The 20481-nt window shown below is 53.9% G+C and carries 15 protein-coding genes; 8 read left to right on the top strand and 7 right to left on the bottom strand.

Annotated elements, in window-relative coordinates:
- Positions 1 to 2: 2 nt before the first annotated feature.
- The 3 genes from H0248_RS01520 to H0248_RS01510 all read right to left on the bottom strand — a co-directional run bounded on the left by H0248_RS01520 (position 3) and on the right by H0248_RS01510 (position 3443).
- Positions 3 to 635: a retron system putative HNH endonuclease gene (locus H0248_RS01520; protein WP_180784410.1), complete on the bottom strand. Its 633-nt coding sequence runs from the start codon at positions 633 to 635 to the stop codon at positions 3 to 5.
- On the bottom strand, positions 619 to 2058 hold the full coding sequence (locus tag H0248_RS01515; RefSeq protein ID WP_180784434.1) for an AAA family ATPase: 1440 nt from the start codon (positions 2056 to 2058) through the stop codon (positions 619 to 621). Before H0248_RS01515 ends, H0248_RS01520 begins: the two co-directional genes overlap by 17 nt.
- Positions 2059 to 2237: 179 nt before the next feature.
- Positions 2238 to 3443 (bottom strand): BaiN/RdsA family NAD(P)/FAD-dependent oxidoreductase, encoded by a 1206-nt coding sequence (locus H0248_RS01510; protein ID WP_180784409.1) that lies wholly within the window; start codon positions 3441 to 3443, stop codon positions 2238 to 2240.
- A 278-nt stretch (positions 3444 to 3721) separates the two neighbouring features.
- On the opposite strand from H0248_RS01510, the gene pitA reads away from it, so the two are divergent.
- Positions 3722 to 5227, top strand: coding sequence for an inorganic phosphate transporter PitA (gene pitA, locus H0248_RS01505; RefSeq protein ID WP_180784408.1), 1506 nt, complete (start codon positions 3722 to 3724; stop codon positions 5225 to 5227).
- Between the two features lie 131 nt (positions 5228 to 5358).
- On the opposite strand, the gene uspB is transcribed toward pitA, so the two are convergent.
- On the bottom strand, positions 5359 to 5694 hold the full coding sequence (gene uspB, locus H0248_RS01500) for a universal stress protein UspB (protein ID WP_010281678.1): 336 nt from the start codon (positions 5692 to 5694) through the stop codon (positions 5359 to 5361).
- A gap of 677 nt (positions 5695 to 6371) precedes the next feature.
- On the opposite strand from uspB, the gene uspA reads away from it, so the two are divergent.
- The 3 genes from uspA (at position 6372) to H0248_RS01485 (ending at position 9932) form a co-directional block, all read left to right on the top strand.
- A complete protein-coding gene (gene uspA / locus H0248_RS01495) occupies positions 6372 to 6809 on the top strand; it encodes a universal stress protein UspA (RefSeq protein WP_180784407.1) in 438 nt (145 codons plus the stop codon).
- A 291-nt stretch (positions 6810 to 7100) separates the two neighbouring features.
- The gene (gene gdhA / locus H0248_RS01490) at positions 7101 to 8444 is read left to right on the top strand and encodes an NADP-specific glutamate dehydrogenase (RefSeq protein WP_119888954.1); all 1344 of its coding nucleotides are present in this window, start codon (positions 7101 to 7103) and stop codon (positions 8442 to 8444) included.
- 174 nt (positions 8445 to 8618) lie between these two features.
- Positions 8619 to 9932, top strand: a complete 1314-nt coding sequence (locus H0248_RS01485; RefSeq protein WP_180784406.1) for an NAD(P)/FAD-dependent oxidoreductase — start codon at positions 8619 to 8621, stop codon at positions 9930 to 9932.
- Between the two features lie 101 nt (positions 9933 to 10033).
- Here H0248_RS01485 and H0248_RS01480 read toward each other — a convergent pair whose 3' ends face one another.
- The 3 genes from H0248_RS01480 to prlC form a co-directional block, all read right to left on the bottom strand.
- Positions 10034 to 11929: a bifunctional metallophosphatase/5'-nucleotidase gene (locus H0248_RS01480; RefSeq protein ID WP_180784405.1), complete on the bottom strand. Its 1896-nt coding sequence runs from the start codon at positions 11927 to 11929 to the stop codon at positions 10034 to 10036.
- A gap of 151 nt (positions 11930 to 12080) precedes the next feature.
- Positions 12081 to 12827 carry a 16S rRNA (guanine(1516)-N(2))-methyltransferase RsmJ gene (gene rsmJ, locus H0248_RS01475; protein WP_180784404.1) on the bottom strand — a complete coding sequence of 249 codons (747 nt, stop codon included), beginning with the start codon at positions 12825 to 12827 and terminating at the stop codon, positions 12081 to 12083.
- Positions 12824 to 14866 (bottom strand): oligopeptidase A, encoded by a 2043-nt coding sequence (gene prlC, locus H0248_RS01470; RefSeq protein WP_180784403.1) that lies wholly within the window; start codon positions 14864 to 14866, stop codon positions 12824 to 12826. The genes rsmJ and prlC overlap by 4 nt, the downstream gene beginning before the upstream one ends.
- Before the next feature lie 321 nt (positions 14867 to 15187).
- Between prlC and H0248_RS01465 the strand changes: the two genes are divergently transcribed.
- The 4 genes from H0248_RS01465 (at position 15188) to H0248_RS01450 (ending at position 20438) form a co-directional block, all read left to right on the top strand.
- The gene (locus tag H0248_RS01465) at positions 15188 to 17737 is read left to right on the top strand and encodes a TonB-dependent receptor (RefSeq protein WP_180784402.1); all 2550 of its coding nucleotides are present in this window, start codon (positions 15188 to 15190) and stop codon (positions 17735 to 17737) included.
- 179 nt (positions 17738 to 17916) lie between these two features.
- Positions 17917 to 18429, top strand: coding sequence for a sigma-70 family RNA polymerase sigma factor (locus H0248_RS01460; protein ID WP_010296516.1), 513 nt, complete (start codon positions 17917 to 17919; stop codon positions 18427 to 18429).
- On the top strand, positions 18426 to 19415 hold the full coding sequence (locus H0248_RS01455) for a FecR domain-containing protein (RefSeq protein ID WP_180784401.1): 990 nt from the start codon (positions 18426 to 18428) through the stop codon (positions 19413 to 19415). Before H0248_RS01460 ends, H0248_RS01455 begins: the two co-directional genes overlap by 4 nt.
- A gap of 201 nt (positions 19416 to 19616) precedes the next feature.
- A complete protein-coding gene (locus tag H0248_RS01450; RefSeq protein WP_180784400.1) occupies positions 19617 to 20438 on the top strand; it encodes an energy transducer TonB family protein in 822 nt (273 codons plus the stop codon).
- Positions 20439 to 20481: the final 43 nt, after the last annotated feature.

Here is a 20481-nt window from a genome sequence, read left to right as displayed (position 1 = left end):
TTCTACACTGACAGCCACCCTCTCAAGATATTAACCAACACGGGGGCGTAGGGTTCAAGCATGCCATCCTTAGGTATACAGAGATCGTTAATGATGGATTGCAATAGCTCGTCATCCTCCAAGCCTTCATCAGGATCAATTCCATCCCTCAATAATAGGGTGTTGATAGCCTGCTTGCGTATTTCAATCAGTTTTTTGTTATGAGTTTCATTATCACCGAGATTAAGCACCCGAATGGTTTCTTGTGCACGAGATGTGGTGCTAGTGACGCGCCCGCTGATCATAAATTGCAACTCTGTTTCACACGCTGTCATTAATGGCGTGAGTGAAAAATATTGTGAACCGTGGGCTGCATCGCACTGGTTTGGCGTGGTGCAACTCGCCACGATGTTGGTGAAGTCGAGGCTGAGTTGTGGTGCGGAGTTACGAGCCTGAACATGTTCATTCATGGTGTCATGGCTACCACCACTTATCGGTTTACAACAGTAGGCACACAGGCCAAATTGCTCTTTGGTACAGGCGTCACGGATGTCCTGACGAACGGCTGGTGTCAGGTCATCATAGTGACCAGTAGGATTGGCACGTTTCCAGGCTGTCAGACAGGCAGGCTCAACGCTTTTAGTTATTTCTCTCACCGCGTAACTCCTGTTTGCGCAGTAATAGGCGAGCTTTGGTTAGCTCCAAATTAGTGGCAGGTAACTCTTCTGTCAGTTGGTTCAACAGCGTTTTGGCTTGTGCTAACTGCTTGCGCTGGATTAAATCCAACAGATCGTTAAATTTTAAGGCGATATGCGCATTGCGGATATCTGTATCCATTACATCCAGTAAGACGCTGTTGGCATCCTGACCATATTGGGATTGCACCTCAGTGAGCTTGCCGTCATCCAATAAGTACACCAACACATCTTTGCTGTCGCTGATCACCAGCGGTGAGTGGGTGGTCAAAATAAACTGGCAGTGTGGGAAGGTGGTGGTCAGCCGTTCAATGATACTGCGTTGCCACGAGGGGTGCAGGTGCATATCTACTTCATCGATCAGAATAACGCCTTGCCCATGCAGCGGGTTATCTAATGCAGGGTTCATCATTGCCAGACGGCGTGCTATATCCCCCACCAATGCCATCAGCGACTTTTCACCCTGAGAAAGTTGCAGTACGTTGAAGGTTTCACCGTTTTTATCGACGGACATATGCAACCGAGGCTTACGGCGAACTCTTAGGTTAGAAAAGCCTGACATAAAGTGGTAAATGGCATGTCGAACAGCATCAAGCTGTGGATCTTTATTAGATTTTTCAGATAGTTTTAATTTGGATAGTACATTTTTTAGCTTCGTTACTTCTGCTTTAATATCGATATCTTTATTGTCATCAGGATCAAGGGCTTGACTAATAAATTGTTCAGGGTTGCTGTTAAGTATATTATAAATGGTATCCGTCAAGGATGGTATCGTCTCATTTTCAATATCTTCTCGTAACCGAAACCATTCGAAAAATCGACGAAAATCTACGCCTTGATTGAGCGAATTATCGTATCCATCCAACTGTTGGAAACGGTGCTTGCCTTTTATTTTCAGCGGAATATCCAGCACGCTGCGTTCAACCGGATAAAACGCGATTAGCGGCAGGCTGCTTTCATCATTTTCAGTTAACGCGGTGCGGTAACGATCAGACAGTGCGGAGAGGTCATTCAACTGGCTGACATGCTGCCCTTTTTGGCCGCTACGTGCCTTCGCTAGCGTCCAGCTATAACTCGCTTCTTTTTCCCCATCAGGCTCTGGATGCTGTGCACCACCGTGAACCGTAATCTCAATGGCGGCGGAAGGCTGTCGGTTAGTGATGGTGTTTTCGCTGATAGTGGCGCTGGTGCCTTTTTCGCTGCGTATTCGTGCCACTAACCAACCGAGCGACGTTGCCATTGCTTTTAGAATAGATGTCTTTCCTGCGCCGTTGTTACCGACCAGTACCGTGATATTGGAAGGATAACCAGCCGTTGGCGCGATGGGGGCATCCAAAGACGCAAAACGCCCGACATTGTGCAACTTGACTTGCTTTATTTTCATCATCCGTTCCTTAGGTAGACATTATTCGTCACACGGTGAAGTGTACAAATCTTCAGGCAATGATACATCCCTTTGTACGACTAATGGGTGGTATTAATTCTCGCGAAGGTGACCTGAATGTCGAATCCATTGGAACGGTTGTGGTTGTGATGTTGCTCCTGATGAAATAAGGGAAAAGGTTACCGTTCCTGCATGGCTTGCAGTGCCTGCGCGCACGCCCATGCTGAGCTCCACGCCCATTGGAAGTTATAGCCGCCGAGCCAGCCGGTCACATCGACCACTTCGCCGATGAAATACAACCCCGGCACCGCGCTGGCTTCCATGGTTTTGGAGGACAGCGCACGGGTGTCAACGCCGCCGATGGTGACTTCGGCAGTGCGATAACCTTCCGTACCGTTTGGCTGCACGCGCCACTGTTGCAGGCTTTGTTCGATCTGCGTTTGCTGTGCGCTGTTGAGCTGTTTCAGTGTGACGTCCGGCAGTTGTCCTAACGCCTGTAAGCATTCAACCAGTCGTTTAGGTAGCCACTGTGCCAGCGTGTTTTTCAGGCTTTGGTTCGGGTGAGCGGTGCGCTCGTCATTAATAAGCGGGGTGAGATCGCGATCGGGTAGCAAATTGATGGTGACGAATTCACCCGCTTGCCAGTAGCTGGAGATCTGCAAAATAGCCGGGCCAGAAAGCCCACGGTGCGTAAACAGGATATTTTCACGGAACGTCACGCCGTTTTCTGCGGTGATGACGGTCGGCACGGAGACGCCGGAGAGCGTTTGCAACTGTTCGAGCAGCGGTTTGTGTAGCGTAAAGGGCACTAGCGCAGCGCGAGTTGGGAGCACGTTGATACCGAACTGCGCGGCGAGCTGGTAACCGAACGGCGTCGCACCTAGGCCGGGCATCGACAGGCCACCGCAGGCAACGACCAACGATGGACTCTGGAATGCTGTGCCGTTGCTTAGCTGGACGGTGAACCGATCGTCTGATTTCTCCACCGAGGTCACTTCACTGCGCAGACGGAGGGTGACATTCGCCTGCTCACATTCTGTTACCAGCATGTCCACGATTTGCTGTGCGGAATCATCGCAGAATAGCTGACCGAGCGTTTTCTCGTGATAAGCGATGCGGTGGCTGTTGACCAGACTGATGAAATCCCATTGGGTATAACGTGCCAGTGCTGATTTACAAAAGTGAGGATTGTGAGACAGATAGGCCGCCGGCTCTGCATACATATTGGTAAAGTTGCAGCGCCCGCCACCGGACATCAATATTTTCCGGCCAGCCTTCTTGCCGTTATCGAGCAGTAGAACACGCAGTCCGCGTTGTCCTGCCTGTGCCGCACAAAACATGCCTGCTGCACCGGCACCGATGATGACAGCGTCAAACTGTTCCACAATGCATTTCTCCGATGAGTGATTTTATCTTCTTGGATTGCCACAGGCCGATAAGCCATAGGGCGGCAAATTGTAGTGTTGGTTTTTGTTCGATACCAGCGTAACAATTTGCATATTTTAGTAAAAATATATAATTATTTGATTTCTATTGATTAAGTGATTTATCCACCGATCGTCGTCACATATTAAGTCAAAAAAATGTCATATTTCGCTTTTCCAGACCCCTGCTTGTCGCCGATAATGCGCCGCGTTGATGACCACTAAATGGCCTAACGTTTATGCTACATTTATTTGCCGGTTTGGATTACTACACTGGCCTGATGTTGATATTGGCTTTGTTGTTTGTACTGATGTATGAAGCCATTAACGGTTTTCACGATACTGCGAACGCCGTTGCCACTGTTATTTATACCCGCGCCATGCGTGCCGAGTTTGCTGTTGTTATGGCGGGTGTCTTTAATTTCTTCGGTGTACTGCTGGGCGGCCTGAGCGTGGCCTATGCCATTGTTCACCTTCTCCCCACGGATTTATTGTTGAACGTGAGTTCGGCGCACGGTCTGGCGATGGTCTTTTCCATGCTGCTGGCCGCTATTATCTGGAACTTGGGTACCTGGTACTTCGGTATTCCTGCCTCCAGTTCTCACACGCTGATCGGCTCCATTATTGGTATTGGTTTAACCAATGCGCTGTTGACGGATACCTCCGTTGTGGACGCGTTGAACGTGCCGAAAATGATCAGCATTTTCCTGTCGTTGCTGCTCTCGCCGATTGTGGGGATGGTGGTGGCAGGTCTGATGTTGCTGGTGCTGCGTCGGTTCTGGAACAACAGCAAAAAACGCAAGCGCGTGCATCTGACGCCTGTCGATCGCGAAAAGCAGGATGGCAAACGTAAGCCGCCGTTCTGGACCCGTACCGCGCTGATTTTATCAGCGATTGGGGTGAGCTTCTCTCACGGTGCAAACGATGGTCAGAAAGGTATCGGCTTGATTATGCTGGTGCTGATTGGCGTCGCGCCTGCTGGGTTTATTGTCAACATGAACGCGTCTGGCTATGACATCAGCCGTACCCGTGATGCCGTTGTCAATTTGCAGGAATACTACAAGCAGCACGGCGACGCGTTGACGCACGTTATCGACCTGTCTCCACCCGTTATTCCTACGCCAGAAAGCACGATTCCCGGCAACGGTCAGAAAGAGTTTCACTGTGACAGTTCACGCGTGATGATTGCGATTGACCGTACACAGGGTCTGCTGAATAACCTGAAAAGTTACGACCAGTTGAACCCTGACGATCGTAGCAGAGTGCGTCGTTTGCTGATGTGTATCTCTGACACGATGGATCGGGTGATCAAGCTGCCAGAAACGTCGGGCGAAGATAAGCGTTACCTGAGCAACCTGCGTAAAGATATGCTGCAGACGGTTGAGTATGCGCCTCTCTGGATTATCGTCGCTGTCGCATTAGCGCTGTCTCTGGGCACCATGGTGGGCTGGAAACGCGTTGCAGTGACCATCGGTGAGAAGATTGGCAAGAAAGGCATGACCTACGCACAGGGCGTTTCGGCGCAGGTGACGGCGGCCCTGTCGATTGGTGTCGCCAGCTATACCGGTATGCCAGTTTCCACCACGCACGTATTGTCCTCGGCGGTTGCTGGGACGATGATTGCGGACGGTGGTGGCGTACAGGGCAAAACGATAAGAAGTATTCTGCTTGCCTGGGTGTTGACGCTGCCTGTCTCCATGCTGATGTCCGGTACGCTGTACTGGCTGGCGTTGAAGCTGATCTAATTGCGATAATTCATCACGTATAAATAAAAAAGGCGATTCTGTGGGGAATCGCCTTTTTACTTTTTATCGACGTTCATGGTTGTCATACCAATGATGGTTGTAATACCAGAGAATTGTGTAAGTACCCGCATTTAATACCATATTGTCATCGCAAACAGACTGATGACGATAAGGCCACACAGGGCGGTCGTAAGCAGAAACTGTCCCCGCACTCGCTCGCAACGGCGAATAAACTCAGGGTCGTGATGATCAAGATAGCGTTGCGCGTAGATATAGCGTACCAGCCGGATTTGTTTACTTGGCTGGCCGTGCGAGGTAAAGAAGCCACCCCCGTCAACGTATTGGTAAAGCAGCGGGTCACAGTCACGCAAAATCAGCAGTAACACACGTAATGAAGAGTAGTACCTCGCCATATTGATGATGCAGACGATACATAAAGCCCAGAAAAGCGCAAATGTACTAATCATGCTTCCCTCCCGGTCGTTCTATTCGTCAGATTCGATGGCCATACCTTCCCGTTGTCCACCTGTCACCGATGATAAGCGTTACTATTATCCGCGACGCTTATCTACGACGTTTGTCTGTGACATTTTTCTACGAATAGTTATGCCACGCGCTTGCGCACGATTTTATTGTCATTTGGGATAGCCAACAGCATCACGGCTAGCCCCATTCTTGTTTTCCATCCCAGGGTGCAGCGCACAGGCTTACCGCGCCCTACTTGTAGTGTAGAAGAAGAATGTTCGTTTGTGCCAGAGAGGCAGGCGCAATCGGCATGAAGGCCGATTTTCGACGAGATAATGCCCTTTCTGAAAGGAGAAGCTGCGTGATTTAACTGTGAAAAGGAGCGGTTTCTACTACACTGATCAATAGAATTAACAGGTTTGAAAACGGGTTGTGATCGACTGAACAGTCCGATAGCGTGGACGAGTGCTACCTTATACCCGTCATACTTCAAGCTGCTTGTGCGTTGGCTGCCCTTACTCACCCCAGTCACTTACCTGAGTAAGCTCCTAGGGATTCACGCGGTTGCCGCCTTCACGCAACTCGAATTATTTAGGGTATATGATTCGCTGTTAAGTATCCGATTGGCAGGGGAAATATCTGCTAACCCTTAATTAGTCTTTACGGAAGGAGTCTTATTATGGCTTACAAACACATCCTGATTGCTGTTGACCTTTCTCCAGAAAGCAAAGTGCTAGTGGAAAAAGCCGTTTCAATGGCAAGACCGTACAATGCGAAAGTGTCGTTAATCCATGTCGATGTGAACTACTCCGATCTCTACACTGGGCTTATTGACGTCAATCTGGGTGACATGCAACAGCGTATCTCCGAAGAAACTCAGAATGCGTTGGCTGAGCTGTCCCAGAATGCGGGCTACCCTATCAGCGAAACGCTGAGCGGCAGTGGCGATTTAGGGCAGGTGCTGGTTGATGCGATTAAGAAATACGGTGTTGACCTCGTGCTGTGCGGTCACCATCAGGACTTCTGGAGCAAACTGATGTCTTCTGCTCGTCAACTGATTAATACCATACATGTCGACATGCTGATCGTGCCGCTGCGTGATGATGAAGACGAATAAAAATTAGCTTTTTTTGCATTTTTTTTCAGTGATGAAAGGCACGGCTTCTTAGCTGTGCCTTTTGTTATATAACAAAAACTTATAGCAAATTTCTCTTCTAAAATCGCCCAAAAACCCTTCCTATCCCATTGGATTATAACGTTTATCTAAAAAGAAAACGCTTGCTTAAATATCCATCGCCAGTGTTATAGTCCAGAGGACACAACATCATTTTCACCGATCCCACAAGCTTCTGCGTGTCTAAAAATAAAGAAGCAGACGGGGACTTATTCGTTCAATCAGGAGCTGTTCATGGCACAAATCGTATCTCTGGCAAGTTTTCTTGATTCTGTTCAACAACGCGATCCGCATCAGCCTGAGTTTCTACAGGCCGTTAATGAAGTCCTTTCCACTCTGTGGCCTTTTCTGGAGCAGAACCCTCACTATGCGGATTACAGCCTGCTGGAACGATTGGTAGAACCGGAACGTGTGATTCAGTTCCGCGTCGCATGGACGGACGACAAAGGTCAGGTACAGGTGAACCGCGCCTGGCGCGTCCAGTTCAGCTCCGCAATCGGCCCGTACAAAGGCGGCATGCGTTTCCACCCGTCCGTTAACCTGTCGATTCTGAAATTCCTTGGGTTCGAGCAGACGTTCAAGAATGCGCTGACGACGCTGCCAATGGGCGGTGGTAAAGGCGGCTCGGACTTTAACCCGAAAGGGAAAAGCCAGGGTGAAATCATGCGTTTCTGTCAGGCGCTGATGACGGAGCTGTATCGTCATCTGGGCGCGGATACGGACGTTCCGGCGGGCGATATCGGCGTGGGCGGCCGTGAAGTCGGTTTCATGACCGGCATGATGAAGAAGCTGACCAACAACACGGCGTGCGTCTTCACGGGTAAAGGATTGTCGTTCGGCGGCAGTCTGATCCGCCCTGAAGCGACGGGCTACGGCCTGATCTACTTTACGGAAGCGATGCTGAAACGCCACGGTTTGGGCTTTGAAGGTATGCGTGTCGCGGTATCCGGTTCTGGTAATGTGGCGCAGTACGCGATTGAAAAAGCGATGGAACTGGGTGCTCGCGTGGTTACGGCATCGGATTCTAACGGCACGGTAGTGGATGAGAGCGGGTTTACCCCAGAGAAACTGGCGCTGCTGGAAGAGATTAAAAACAAACGCTATGGCCGCGTGGAAGATTACGCGCGCGAAGCGAAGCTGACCTACCTCGCAGGCAAAACGCCGTGGGAAGTACCGGTAGACATCGCGCTGCCGTGTGCGACGCAGAATGAGCTGGATCTGCCTGCGGCGCAGACGCTGATTGCTAACGGTGTGAAAGCCGTGGCAGAAGGCGCCAACATGCCAACCACGATTCCAGCGACCGACGCGTTCCTGGATGCAGGTGTACTGTTTGCGCCGGGCAAAGCGGCCAATGCGGGCGGTGTGGCAACATCCGGTCTGGAAATGGCGCAGAACGCGGCACGTTTGGGCTGGAAAGCCGAGAAGGTGGATGCGCGTCTGCACCACATCATGCTGGATATTCACAATGCCTGTGTGCAGTACGGCGGTGAAAACAGCCAGACTAACTACGTGCGCGGTGCTAACGTGGCGGGCTTTGTAAAAGTGGCCGACGCGATGCTGGCGCAGGGCGTCGTGTAACGCATAATGTAGCTAAGGTGCCTGTATTCGCAGGCACCTTGATTTTTCAATTATTTTTCTAAATTTTAGCGACATTTCTTGCTGGACACCGCTTCCTGCCTTTCTTTATCTTAATCAGCATTGCGTATCGTCAGTCTTCTGGTACAACCCGTTTTCTTCAAGGCTTACACCATTGTGAAAATCAAACATCTTCCTTTCGATCAGAATCGTAATGGCTGGTCGGCAGATCTTATCGATAAACCGAATTATCCTCAGCAGCGTGGAAAAACAACGGCGGACTGGCTGGTGATCGGCGCGGGCTATGCGGGGATTGCCTTTGCACAGCGTTTGGCTGAACAGCGCCCGGATAAACACATTATTCTGCTGGATGCGGGTGAGATTGGTGACAATGCCTCTGGGCGTAACTCCGGTTTCGTGATCGATTTGCCGCACAACATCGGCAGTTCGACGGCCGAACTGGAAAAAGCGGCGGCGTATCGTCGCCTGTTGCAGTCCGGCGTCGCACATCTGAAAGAGAAGGTGGATCGCCATGCGATCGCGTGCGACTGGAGCGTGGCGGGGAAATATCACTGCGCGGTCAGTTCAACGTTTGACGGCCTGATCGATACCTATGTCCGTGAATTGGATGATTTGGGTGAATCCTATCAGGTGGTGGAAAAAGACGAGCTTGCTCGCCGCCTCGGCACATCTTTCTATCATCGTGCGGTGTACACCCCCAATTGCATTCTGCTAAACCCGGCGGCGCTGGTGGTCGGGCTGGTGGCGAACCTACCGAAGAATGTGACGGTCTACGCCCATTCTCCGGCGTTGAATATCGAAACGGGATCGCGGATTCGCGTGGAAACGCCGTACGGCGAGATTCATGCGGATAAGCTGATGATGGCGATTAACGGCGCGGCGCGCGGCCTGCCGCTGTTCAATGGTCGGGTGTTTGCCGTGGCGACTTTCGCGACGCTGACGGAACCGTTAAATGTGGAACAGCTAGCTCGTATGGGCGATATGCCGGACTGGGGGCTGACGCCGGTGAATGCGCTGGCCAGCGCGACGCTGCGCTATACGCGCGATCATCGCTTCCTGATTCGGGAGCATGTGAAATTTACGCCTGAGTTGGTCAATAGCGCTGTAGAAACCGGACGTCACGCGCGTCGTCACGCGGCTATTTTTGCCCGGATGTTCCCGCAGTTGAGCGACGTGAAGATGGCGCATACCTGGTCAGGCTTGATTAGCGTCACGCGCAACGGGGCACCAATTTGGGGGCAGCTAAGCGATAATGTGTACGCGTCCGCAGGCTGTAATGGGGCGGGGCTGTCGAAGCAAACCGCTGCCGGGCATATTCTGGCGGATTTGGCACTAGGTGAAGACAACCCGCTGATTAGCGATATGCAATCGCTCGGGCAGGCAAATTACTTGCCGCCACGCCCTTTGCTGGATGTGGGTGTGAACGGCTACCTGGCGAGCGAACGCTGGAAAGCCCGCAGCGAAAGATAATACAGCCTGCCAATGGCAGGCTGTGCAGCGTCTTTACGATCTATCCATTATCAGCGCTCGACACACGCGGTCAGCCATTTCGGCTTCCCGCGAAGCGTCGGTTAGTTAATGGCCGCGATAATCGTCAGTTGATCGTTCAGCCGCTGTTTGGTCAACGCGTCGGTGGCGCTGTCGCGCTGTTGCGTCAGCTCCGCCACGCGTTTCTCCCTCTGCGCGGCATCCGGCAGCAGCAGTGCTTTTACATTGATGGATTGCACATTGCTGTAGCGACCGTCGTCTGACGTCGGCACGCTGATTTTTCCGCTGTTGAGCAGCGATTCGACGATGTGGCGTTCGCGCTCATAGCCCTGCAATCCAGCCAGCTTCCAGCGCAGCGGTACCGTACCCTCGTATTGGCCTTTTTTCACCTCGGTTAGATAGCGGATGGTCAGGTTACGAATCGTACCCGCCTCTTCGCCATATTCCGCTTTGGTGTCTGACAGTACTGGGAACTGCTTACCTTCCAGCACGCCGCCTTTCTGCGTCAGGTGGCCCATACGGTAGCTGTTCATGCCTAGACGAATCGGCATGTCGCCGGTAACTGGCATGCCGTTATTCATTTTCAGGTCGGTGATGCGCTGCCCGGCGGGTTTTGTCAGGTCGATGGTGTACGTCACGCCGTCGAAGAAATCATTGGTGGAATACTTGGACGCGCGGCGCTGCCGATTGAAGCTGTAAGTCACATCGCCGTCCTGCAACTGGTTGAAGTAACCCGCAGACCATTCCATGTATTTCTTCAGTTCTTTACCGGTGAGCTGATAAACCGTGATCTCACCGCCAGCGTATTGATAGTTAAAGGCAATGTCCTTCGCGGCGATGGTGCCGACGTTCAGCTTGGGCCGATCGTTATCAATTTGCAGCGCGATGACCTGCGCTTTAGGGGCATAATGGCGGCTGGCTTCCTGGAACAGGGCGCTGATACCCGTGTCCTGTACGTGTACCTGAGGAATGCCTTTCACGGCATCTTGCGGCACCAGATCGTGCCCAAGAAGCTGCGCAATCGGGCGGTTAGCGTTGGCGCGCAGGGTATTGTGATAAGGCTCGTAGATGTCTTCCATCTTGCGGTCAGAATCCACATCCTTGATCGAATAGGTATAGCTGTCTTTGTTGATCAGCACGTACTTGCCGTTTTGCTGCTCAAACTGCAAATCGATGCGCGACAGTGCACGACCATATTTGTCTGGTTCGGTGACGATCACGCCATTTATCACCTCTTTATCCACTTTTACGTGCATATGGCCCGCGACAATAGCGGCTAACTCAGGGTTCGCGCGAGCAATGTCGCCCACGCCGGTGCCCGGCCGCTGGTTCTCGTTATCGATGCCCATATGGGCAACCAGCACGATGGCGTCGACCTTATCGTGGATTTGCTGGATCACGGTTTTTACTGCCCCGACGGGATCGATGAAGTTCAGCCCTTTCACGCGGTCAGTGCCTTTGGCGAATTCCGCTGTCATCGGCGTATCCATCCCGATGATGCCAATCTTCACGCCCTGTCGTTCGACAATTTTATAGGCGGGTAAGTAAGGTTTACCGCTCTCCCAAAAAATGTTGCCCGCCAGTGCGGTGCCTTTGAACTGGTCAAGCGAGGTGGAAAGCACGTTCAGGCCGAAATCGAACTCGTGGTTGCCCAGCACCCAAACGTCATAATTCAGGGCGTTAAAACCGAGGATCATCGGGCTGGTTTTGTCATTTTTGAAGGTTTCGACAAAGTTGCCCTGAATCGTATCGCCCGCATCAACCAGAATCACATTCGGCTGCTGTGCGCGAACCTTATGCACTTGCGTGGCGATCTGGCTCAGGCTGCCCGCCATGTTGGCGGTATCGGTGGCGTAATCCCAGGGAACAAAGGTACCGTGCAGGTCGGATGTCCCCAGAATCGTAATATTGACGGGTTCTTGAGCGGCCATAGCAGAAGTACTCAAACAAAGCAGAAGTGACAGAAGCGTTTTTTTCATTATGTCATCTTAGTGTCATAAAAGGTGATGCGCGGAATTATGCGATTTGCTTCTCATTAGTGCCACAGACTTTGCAAAAGCAGCGTAGGAAATGCGAAGCAGGCTAAGTTTTTAGTCGCCGATACGCTTAGCGTCGCGGCGACGAGATTGTTCAGGCGGGAAGATAGAAATCGAAGCGGTGGCTTTTGGTTTCCAGCATGGACTGTGCCGGTACGCCAGCCAGCGGCGGCGCATAGTCTGGCCGTTTCACCACAACGCGTTTTTTCGCCAGCGCGCGGGCAGGGTCCAGCAGCGCATCGGCATCGTCATCCGCACCCACCAGCGACTGAAATACCCGCATCTCTTTCTTCACCAGCGCGCTCTTTTGTTTATGTGGGAACATCGGATCGAGATAAACCACATCCGGTGGCGGTGTGATATCGCGTAGCGCGGTCATGCTCGATGCGTGCAGCAGGGTGAGCCGTTCTTGTAGCCACGGGCCAATTTCTGCGTCCTGATAGCCACGCTGTAACCCGTCATCCAGCAGCGCCGCAACCACCGGATTGCGCTCCACCATGCGTACGTGGCAGCCTAATGCGGCCAGCACGAAGGCATCGCGCCCCAGCCCGGCCGTCGCATCCACGACATCCGGCAGGTAATCTTTTTTGATACCGACGGCTTTGGCTACAGCCTCGCCGCGTCCGCCGCCAAAGCGGCGACGGTGCGCCATCGCCCCACCAACGAAATCCACGAAAATAGCACCGAGCTTCGGTTCGTCCTGCTTACGCAGTTCCAGACGTTGGGCTGTTAGCACCAGCGCCATGACCGCATCGGGATCGGAAACCAGCCCCCAGCGTGCGGCCAGAGAAGATAAGGCGCCACTATCGGCGCCTTCCTCTGCGATTAAGCAGATGCTCATCCTTTGATGCCGTAATGCGCGAGCATGGCGTCTAACTGCGGTTCACGGCCACGGAAGCGTTTGAACAGCTCCATCGGCTCTTCGGAACCGCCGCGGGTCAAGATGTTATCCAGGAAAGACTGGCCGGTTTCACGGTTGAAGATCCCTTCTTCCTCAAAGCGGGAATAGGCATCCGCTGCCAGCACGTCGGCCCACAGATAGCTGTAATAGCCAGCGGCATAGCCGCCCGCGAAGATGTGACTGAACGCGTGCGGGAAGCGGCCCCAGCTTGGGCTTGGCACCACCGCCACCTGCGCTTTGATTTCGGCCAGCGTCGGCAGAATCTGTGCGCCTTTCGTAGGATCAAACTCGGCATGCAGACGGAAATCGAACAGGCCGAATTCCAACTGGCGCAGAATGAACAGTGCAGCCTGATAGTTCTTCGCCGCCAGCATCTTCTCCAGCAGTTCCTGCGGCAGCGGTTCACCGGTTTCGTGGTGACCGGAGATAAAGGCCAGCGCTTCCGGTTCCCAGCACCAGTTTTCCATAAATTGACTTGGCAGCTCGACCGCATCCCACGGTACGCCGTTGATGCCCGCCACACCGGCGGTATCGATCTGGGTCAACATGTGGTGCAGGCCGTGACCAAATTCGTGGAACAGCGTGGTGACTTCGTCGTGAGTAAACAGCGCGGGTTTGCCGTTGACCGGGCGGTTGAAGTTACAGACCAGATAGGCGACCGGTTTTTGCAGTTCGCCGTTGCCTTTACGCAGTTTACCCGCGCAATCATCCATCCAGGCTCCGCCGCGCTTATGTTCACGGGCGTATAAATCGAGGTAGAAGCTGCCGCGCAGTTCGCCGCTTTCATCGAACAGATCGAAGAAGCGAACGTCTGGGTGCCAGACATCGACGTCTTTACGCTCTTTGGCGGTGATGCCGTAGATGCGTTTAACCACTTCGAACAGGCCGTTCACCGCGCGTTCTTCTGGGAAGTACGGACGAAGCTGCTCGTCGCTGATGGAATATCGATGCTGCTTCTGCTGTTCGCTGTAGTAGGTGATATCCCAGGCCTGCAATTCCTCTACGCCGTAGTGTTCTTTGGCGAAGGCACGCAACTGCGCGAGTTCTTCTTCCGCCTGTGGACGGGCGCGTTTCGCCAGATCGGTCAGGAAATCGAGTACCTGCTGCGGGTTTTCCGCCATTTTGGTCGCCAGCGATTTGTGCGCATAGCTGTCGAAGCCCAGTAGCTGTGCCAGTTCGTGACGCAGTGCCAGCTCTTCTGCCATCACCTCACTGTTGTCCCACTTGCCTGCGTTCGGCCCCTGATCGGAGGCGCGCGTGCCGTAGGCACGGTACATCTCTTCGCGCAGTGCCTGATTGGTGCAGTAGGTCATCACCGGCAGGTAGCTTGGGATATCCAGTGTCAGCAGCCAGCCGTCTTGTTCTTTGGCTTCAGCCTGCGCTTTGGCCGCTGCCAGCGCGCTTTCCGGCATGCCATCCAGCTCGGCGACGTCGGTGATCAGCTTGCTCCAGCCCATCGTAGCATCCAGTACGTTGTTGCTGTACTGCGAGCCAAGTTCGGACAGGCGAGCGGAAATTTCACCATAGCGTTTCTGTTTTTCCGGCGACAGACCGATACCAGACAGTTCAAAATCGCGCAGCGCGTTATCAACGGATTTCTTCTGCGCCACGCTCAGTGCGGTGTAGTGCTCGCCGTCGCGCAGGCTGCGATAGGCCTGATAGAGTCCGGCATGCTGGCCGACCCAGGTACTGTGTTCGGACAGCAGCGGCAGACATTCTTCATAAACCGCACGCAGCTCCGGGCTGTTCTTCACCGCGTTCAGGTGGCTGATAGGGGAGAAGATGCGGCCAAGACGATCGTCGCTGTCTGCCAGCGGCTGGCACAGATTATCCCATGTAAATGGCCCCGCTTGCGCCACCACACGCTCTACCGTCTCGCGGCATTCATCCAGTGCGGACTTCACCGCTGGGACAATATCTTCCGTTTTGATACTGGAGAACGGGGGCAGGGTAAATGAGGTCAGTAATGGATTCGTCATGGTGCCGTCCTGATAATTGTGGGTGATCTCGTTGCCGGTAAGTGGAATCTGTTGAATAAAGGCCGGCAAGGCGGATATCTACTGCGGATTAATTACTAAGATGAGGTCAAGCGCCGTGAAAATCAATGGCAGAGGGATTATCGCTCGTGACCAAAGGTGCGTTTTGTGGCCTTGGATAAGCCCCGTTTGTTACCTGAACACGGCGGCGAATGCCGTGTTGAATACGTTTTCCTGAAATTTTTTGCACTTTCCCTGCCCGATTTGGTTTTTCGCGTGACCTACCTGGTGTGTCTTTTTTTTCAATACTTCAGGGGAATGACAATGGCGATAAACAATCATAAGGGCGGGCGCATTGCGCACAAACCCGCCTTGACGGTGGCGCGGGCAGTGCATTTGGCGCTGTCCGGCGTGTTGATCTTGAGTGCCGGAACGGTCAGTTCGGCGCTGGCGGCGGAAACGCCGACAGCTGTCGCGGCGCCGACAGTGACGTTTTCTATCCCCGCTGGGCAACTAGGAACCACGTTGCAGGCCGTTGCCAGCCGCGCCAATGTCATTCTCACGTTTTCTCCCGATCAAACACAGAATAAAACCAGCGGGAGCGTTCAGGGAAGCTACACCGTTCAGGAAGCTTTTGCGGCTGCGCTGGCGGGAACGGGACTGAGTGCGGTACAGACGGCCACGGGCTATCGGCTGGAATCCGCGCTTGCCGCCGAAGGAAGCGACGGCAGCCTGATGATCCCGACGCTTTCGGTTGTTGGTGGCACATCGGACAGCGCCGCCGCCGGACGTTCGGTGTTGCGTCAGGCCGATGTTGACCGCGTGCAGGCCGATAATATTGCCAGCCTGCTCGATAAACTCCCCGGCGTATCGATGGCGGGGTCACCCCGTCCGGGTGGGCAAAGCCTGAATATCTGGGGCATGGGCGACATGGAAGACGTCAAAGTCGTGCTGGACGGCGCGCCGAAAGGCTTTGAGAAATACCGCCAGGGCTCGGTATTTATTGAGCCTGAGCTGATTAAGCGGATCGACGTCGATAAAGGCCCGCATGACATTCGCAGCGGCAACGGCGGCTTTGGCGGTACCATTCACGTTGATACCAAAGACGCTAGCGATCTGCTGCTGCCGGGAGAAAATTTCGGTGGGATGACGAAATACAGCTATCACACCAACGATCGGCAAAATATCTACAGCGGCGCGCTGTATGGCCGCACGGAAGACGGGATGGCTGACGGCCTGCTCTACATGAGCAAGCGCGATGGCGACAACATCGAACGCCCTGATGGCACGCGTTTTGTCTATTCGACCAGCGACATGGCGTCCTATTTACTGAAGACCAACATCTATCTGACGGATTCACAGACACTGACGCTCTCGGCCATGCGTTCCGAATCTGATGGCTGGCAGCCGTTTGCTGCGAAGCGTGACGATATGACTGCACCTTCACAAAGGGACATTGATCTCTACGGTTGGGAAGAAGCCTGGCTGCGCAAGCTGGTTTATCGCGATCAGGTGGATAAGAACTACTCGCTGAAATGGAATATCGCGCCGGAGGATAAGCCGTGGCTGAATCTGACGGCGTCATTTGCCACCTCAAAAACCGAACAGCATGACAAACGCCCTGATTCGGCGTCACAAGACAGTTTTCTGGGGACGCTGGGGAATGAAAGCTGGGTGAGCTATAAAGATCAACTGGCGGAGGTCAGTAACGAAAGTCAGTTCACCACTGGCCCGCTCGATCATAAGCTGCTGGTGGGTATGCGCTGGCACCAGCATAAGCGCGACACGCTGATCTATTATCCGTCCGGTAAGAATAGCGTTGAGTATAACTATGGCTATTTCCAGCCTCACTATATGCCGGCAGGCGAACAGGAAACCCGCAGCCTGTATCTACAAGATGCGGTGACGTTGGGCAGAGTGACGATCACGCCGGGCGTGCGTTATGACCATGTGACTAACACTGGTCAGCCCAACGTTGCCCCGCGTTATAACAGCAGTAGCCCGTCCGCAGGACATGATTACAGCAGCGTGACCTATACCGGCTGGTCGCCACGTATTGGGGCGTTGTGGAAGGCGACGGACAATCTGTCGCTGTTTGCCGATGCCAGCCGTACCTGGCGTGCGCCCGTCATTGATGAACAGTATGAAGTGCAGTCAGCGACCTCGGGTGTGCCGGGAAGTAGCCGTAATCTGGATGTGGAAAGCATCAAAGGCATCCGTCTAGGGGCGATTCTGGATTTCAACCACCTGGTGCTGGAAGAAGACAGTCTGCAAATTCGCACCACGCTGTTCCGTAACCGTGGCAAAAACGAAATTTTCAAACGCACCGGTGTTTATTGCGCGGCATCTTCCCAGACGGGCAGCAATTCTTCCTGCGCTGGGCCGTTGTCGGTTTACCGCAACCTGCCGGGCTATACCATTGAAGGGGTTGAGATTGAATCCTTCTACGACAGCCGCTGGCTGTTTGGCAGCCTGTCCTTCTCCTCGATTCGTGGAGAACGTGATGCATCGCCGCGTAACCCATGGGGCAATAAAACCTGGATCGCCGAAATACCACCGACGACAGCACACGCCACGCTGGGTACCAAAATCCCGAGTCTGGATATGGCCGTAGGTTGGACGGGGGATTTTGTGCGCAAGCAGGATCGTTCACCTGCCGATGGCGACCCGCTCGCTTCTGGTTGGGCGTTACCGAAGACGAAGGGATATGTGCTGCATGGTCTGTTTGCCAGTTGGCAGCCGCAGACGATAAAAGGATTCGAAGCGCGTGTGACGGTTGATAACCTGCTGAATACCGACTACTACCCGTATCTGGGCGAATCGGTGTCCGGCGTAGGACGTAACGTGAAAATCAGCGTGTTACAGCGTTTCTGATTGCGATGCTCGGGGCGGCTAGCCTTGCCGCCCCGTTCGCGAGGGGTGTTGCATGGGCGTAATGTAAATTCAGCAAATTTGAATAATTTTCGTTTCGGAACTTGACAGTCAGAGGGAAAAAACATAAATAAGAACGATTATCATTCTTATGTTTAAATAGTGCTCTGGGGTAAAGTTCGATGGTGAGGAAAGCGACGGCCAGCGTTAATGACTTTGCCCAGCAGCTCTATTTCGATCACCACCGCTGGTTGTGTAACTGGCTGCGCCATAAACTGGACTGCGCTCAGCATGCGGAAGATCTGGCACAGGACACGTTCCTGAGCGTGCTGATGAACCCAGAACTGCTCACGATTCGCCAGCCGCGCCCGTTTCTGGCTACCGTGGCTCGCCGTTTGGTCGCCAACCATTACCGCCGTAAAAAGATTGAAGATGCCTATCTGGATGTGTTGAGCACGCAGCCGGATGCCTGTATGCCCTCTCCAGAAACGCGTCTGCTTACCCTCGAAATTCTTGAACAGCTTGATGCTGCATTGGACGGCCTGCCAGCGCCGGTCAGGGAAGCGTTCCTGCTGGCGCACCTCCACGGTATGCGCTACAGCGATATCGCCGAACGCTTGCGGGTTTCCAGCAGTTCGGTGAAACAGTATCTGCAACGCGCCAACCTCCAGTGTTTCTTTGCGCTGCCACTATGAACGATCGCACTTTTTATCGTGACCGACAGGGTCAGCCGATTCAGCCGGACAGCGCGCGTGAAGCGGTGGCGTGGCTGACTCAGCTGATGTCCGACAGCGTCACGGAACAGGATCGCCGCGAGTGGCAGCGTTGGCGGGAAGCCTCGCCGGATAACGAACAGGCGTGGCAGCATATCGAATCCGTGTGTGCCAATCTGGGCCAGCTTAACGCACGGGCAGCACACCAAAGTCTGTCGACGTTTAACGGTATGCAGCGTCGCAACGTACTCAAAGCGCTGGCGATTCTCTGTCTGACCGGCGGCGCTGGCGTGGCGGGATCGCGCACCGACCTCTGGCAGTCGTTGACGGCGGATTACCAGACGCAGGTCGGTGAACAGCGCCATGCGGTATTGGACGATGGTACGACGCTGCTGCTGAATACGCAGACGGCGCTGAATGTGGCCTACGGTGACGATCTACGCCAGCTCACGCTGATTCGCGGTGAAGTCATGATCGAAACCGGTCAGGCGGAGAAGGTCGCGTTGTATCCGCGTCCTTTCATTGTGACGACGGCACAGGGAAAAGTGCAGGCGCTGGGGACGCGTTTCAGCCTTCGGGTGCAGGATGAACACACGCAGGTAGCTGTGTATGACGGTGCGGTAAGGCTTCATCCGCAGCAGAACGGCCAGGATATACAGGTGGTGAAAAGCGGACAGACGGCGACGTTCACCACGCAGCGCTGTGGCCAGATAGCGGCGGCGAAGGCAGAGCCTTCTTGGGTGAAAGGACAACTGCTGGCGGATAATCAGCGTCTGGTGGATTTTGTTGATGAACTGAGCCGCTATCGCAGCGGTATCATTCGTTGCCAGCCAGAGGTGGAGAGCCTGCGATTTTCCGGCGTCTTCCCGTTGTCTGATACCGATAATATTTTAGCGGCGCTGGTGGAGGCGCTTCCTGTACAGGTGCGTTATTTCTCTCGCTACTGGGTTCAGATTGCTGAGCGATAAAATATCCTGCTAAAACGTAATAACATTACTTTTTATGCTGTTTTCACTTTTTTTCTGCCCGATCCCCGTAGCTGAACGACCTACTATTATCTGCTGTCCGTTTTATACCTAACGATGTGATGAAGAACGCATGATGACCTCCTCAGAGCCCCATTCATTGAGAGTGCAGCCCCTGTCTCCACGGCGAGGGGCAGTAGGCTAATGGCTGCACAGACGCTGCAATACAATACGATTCAGCCCGCCACGACGGTTCGTTGGGGGAGCGGCTGGCTGCTGGCATTGGCGTTACACGCGGGGCTGATTGTCTGGATTAGCTACCATGCGCTTGATTCCTCCATTGAAGCGCCGCCGCCCGCCATGATGTTGATGGTGGCGGATAGCGTGCAATCGACTCCCAGCCCTCAGGATGCGCCTGTCGGCCCGCAGCAGACGCTGTCCACGCCGCAAGAAGCGGCGACTCAGCCGGAAAAAATGACGCAGGAGGTGCCTCTGCTTGCGCCCGCGCCGAAGCCGGTGATGGCGGCGGCACAAAAGGAAAAGCCGCAGCCGCAGAAAAAAGTGCAGAAAAAAATGGAAAAACCGGTGCAGGAGACCACGCCACAGGAAGAGATTGCGCCATCGGAAAAACCGCCCGCGCCCGTCACCAGCGCGCCGCTGCCTGGCAGCAGCCAGCAAGTCGCTGCGCCGTATAACAGCGATGCCGCGCAGATGCGCAAAGGGGTGGCGGACTGGAGCAGCCAACTGCTGGCACACCTGAGCCGCTATAAACGTTATCCGGCACAGGCGGTGCGGCAGCGATTACAGGGCGTCGCCCAGATTCGCGTGACGTTGGATCGGACGGGGAGTGTGCTGGACGTCTCGTTAGCCAGCAGCAGCGGTGTGGTGCCGCTCGATAAGGAATCTGTCACTTTACCGCAGCGTGCTCAGCCGCTTCCGGCTCCGCCAGCAGAGGTGATAGGGGATAATGCGCAGCTCACCATCACCATCCCCATTAGCTTTGATTTACGGGAAGTTCGCCGCTAACTGGCATCCACTAGCGCGGCGTGTGCGCATCATAGCCTGCATA

Source organism: Pectobacterium brasiliense (genome assembly GCF_013449685.1).
GTDB lineage: Bacteria > Pseudomonadota > Gammaproteobacteria > Enterobacterales > Enterobacteriaceae > Pectobacterium > Pectobacterium brasiliense_A.
This window is presented reverse-complemented; position numbering and strand designations above follow the sequence as displayed.

Bases quoted from the DNA above. Each gene is read 5' to 3' on its own strand.
- H0248_RS01515 (WP_180784434.1), bottom strand. From the start codon at position 2,058: ATGAAAATAAAGCAAGTCAAGTTGCACAATGTCGGGCGTTTTGCGTCT.
- pitA (WP_180784408.1), top strand. From the start codon at position 3,722: ATGCTACATTTATTTGCCGGTTTGGATTACTACACTGGCCTGATGTTG.
- uspB (WP_010281678.1), bottom strand. From the start codon at position 5,694: ATGATTAGTACATTTGCGCTTTTCTGGGCTTTATGTATCGTCTGCATC.
- uspA (WP_180784407.1), top strand. From the start codon at position 6,372: ATGGCTTACAAACACATCCTGATTGCTGTTGACCTTTCTCCAGAAAGC.
- gdhA (WP_119888954.1), top strand. From the start codon at position 7,101: ATGGCACAAATCGTATCTCTGGCAAGTTTTCTTGATTCTGTTCAACAA.
- H0248_RS01480 (WP_180784405.1), bottom strand. From the start codon at position 11,929: ATGAAAAAAACGCTTCTGTCACTTCTGCTTTGTTTGAGTACTTCTGCT.
- rsmJ (WP_180784404.1), bottom strand. From the start codon at position 12,827: ATGAGCATCTGCTTAATCGCAGAGGAAGGCGCCGATAGTGGCGCCTTA.
- prlC (WP_180784403.1), bottom strand. From the start codon at position 14,866: ATGACGAATCCATTACTGACCTCATTTACCCTGCCCCCGTTCTCCAGT.
- H0248_RS01465 (WP_180784402.1), top strand. From the start codon at position 15,188: ATGGCGATAAACAATCATAAGGGCGGGCGCATTGCGCACAAACCCGCC.
- H0248_RS01460 (WP_010296516.1), top strand. From the start codon at position 17,917: ATGGTGAGGAAAGCGACGGCCAGCGTTAATGACTTTGCCCAGCAGCTC.
- H0248_RS01455 (WP_180784401.1), top strand. From the start codon at position 18,426: ATGAACGATCGCACTTTTTATCGTGACCGACAGGGTCAGCCGATTCAG.
- H0248_RS01450 (WP_180784400.1), top strand. From the start codon at position 19,617: ATGGCTGCACAGACGCTGCAATACAATACGATTCAGCCCGCCACGACG.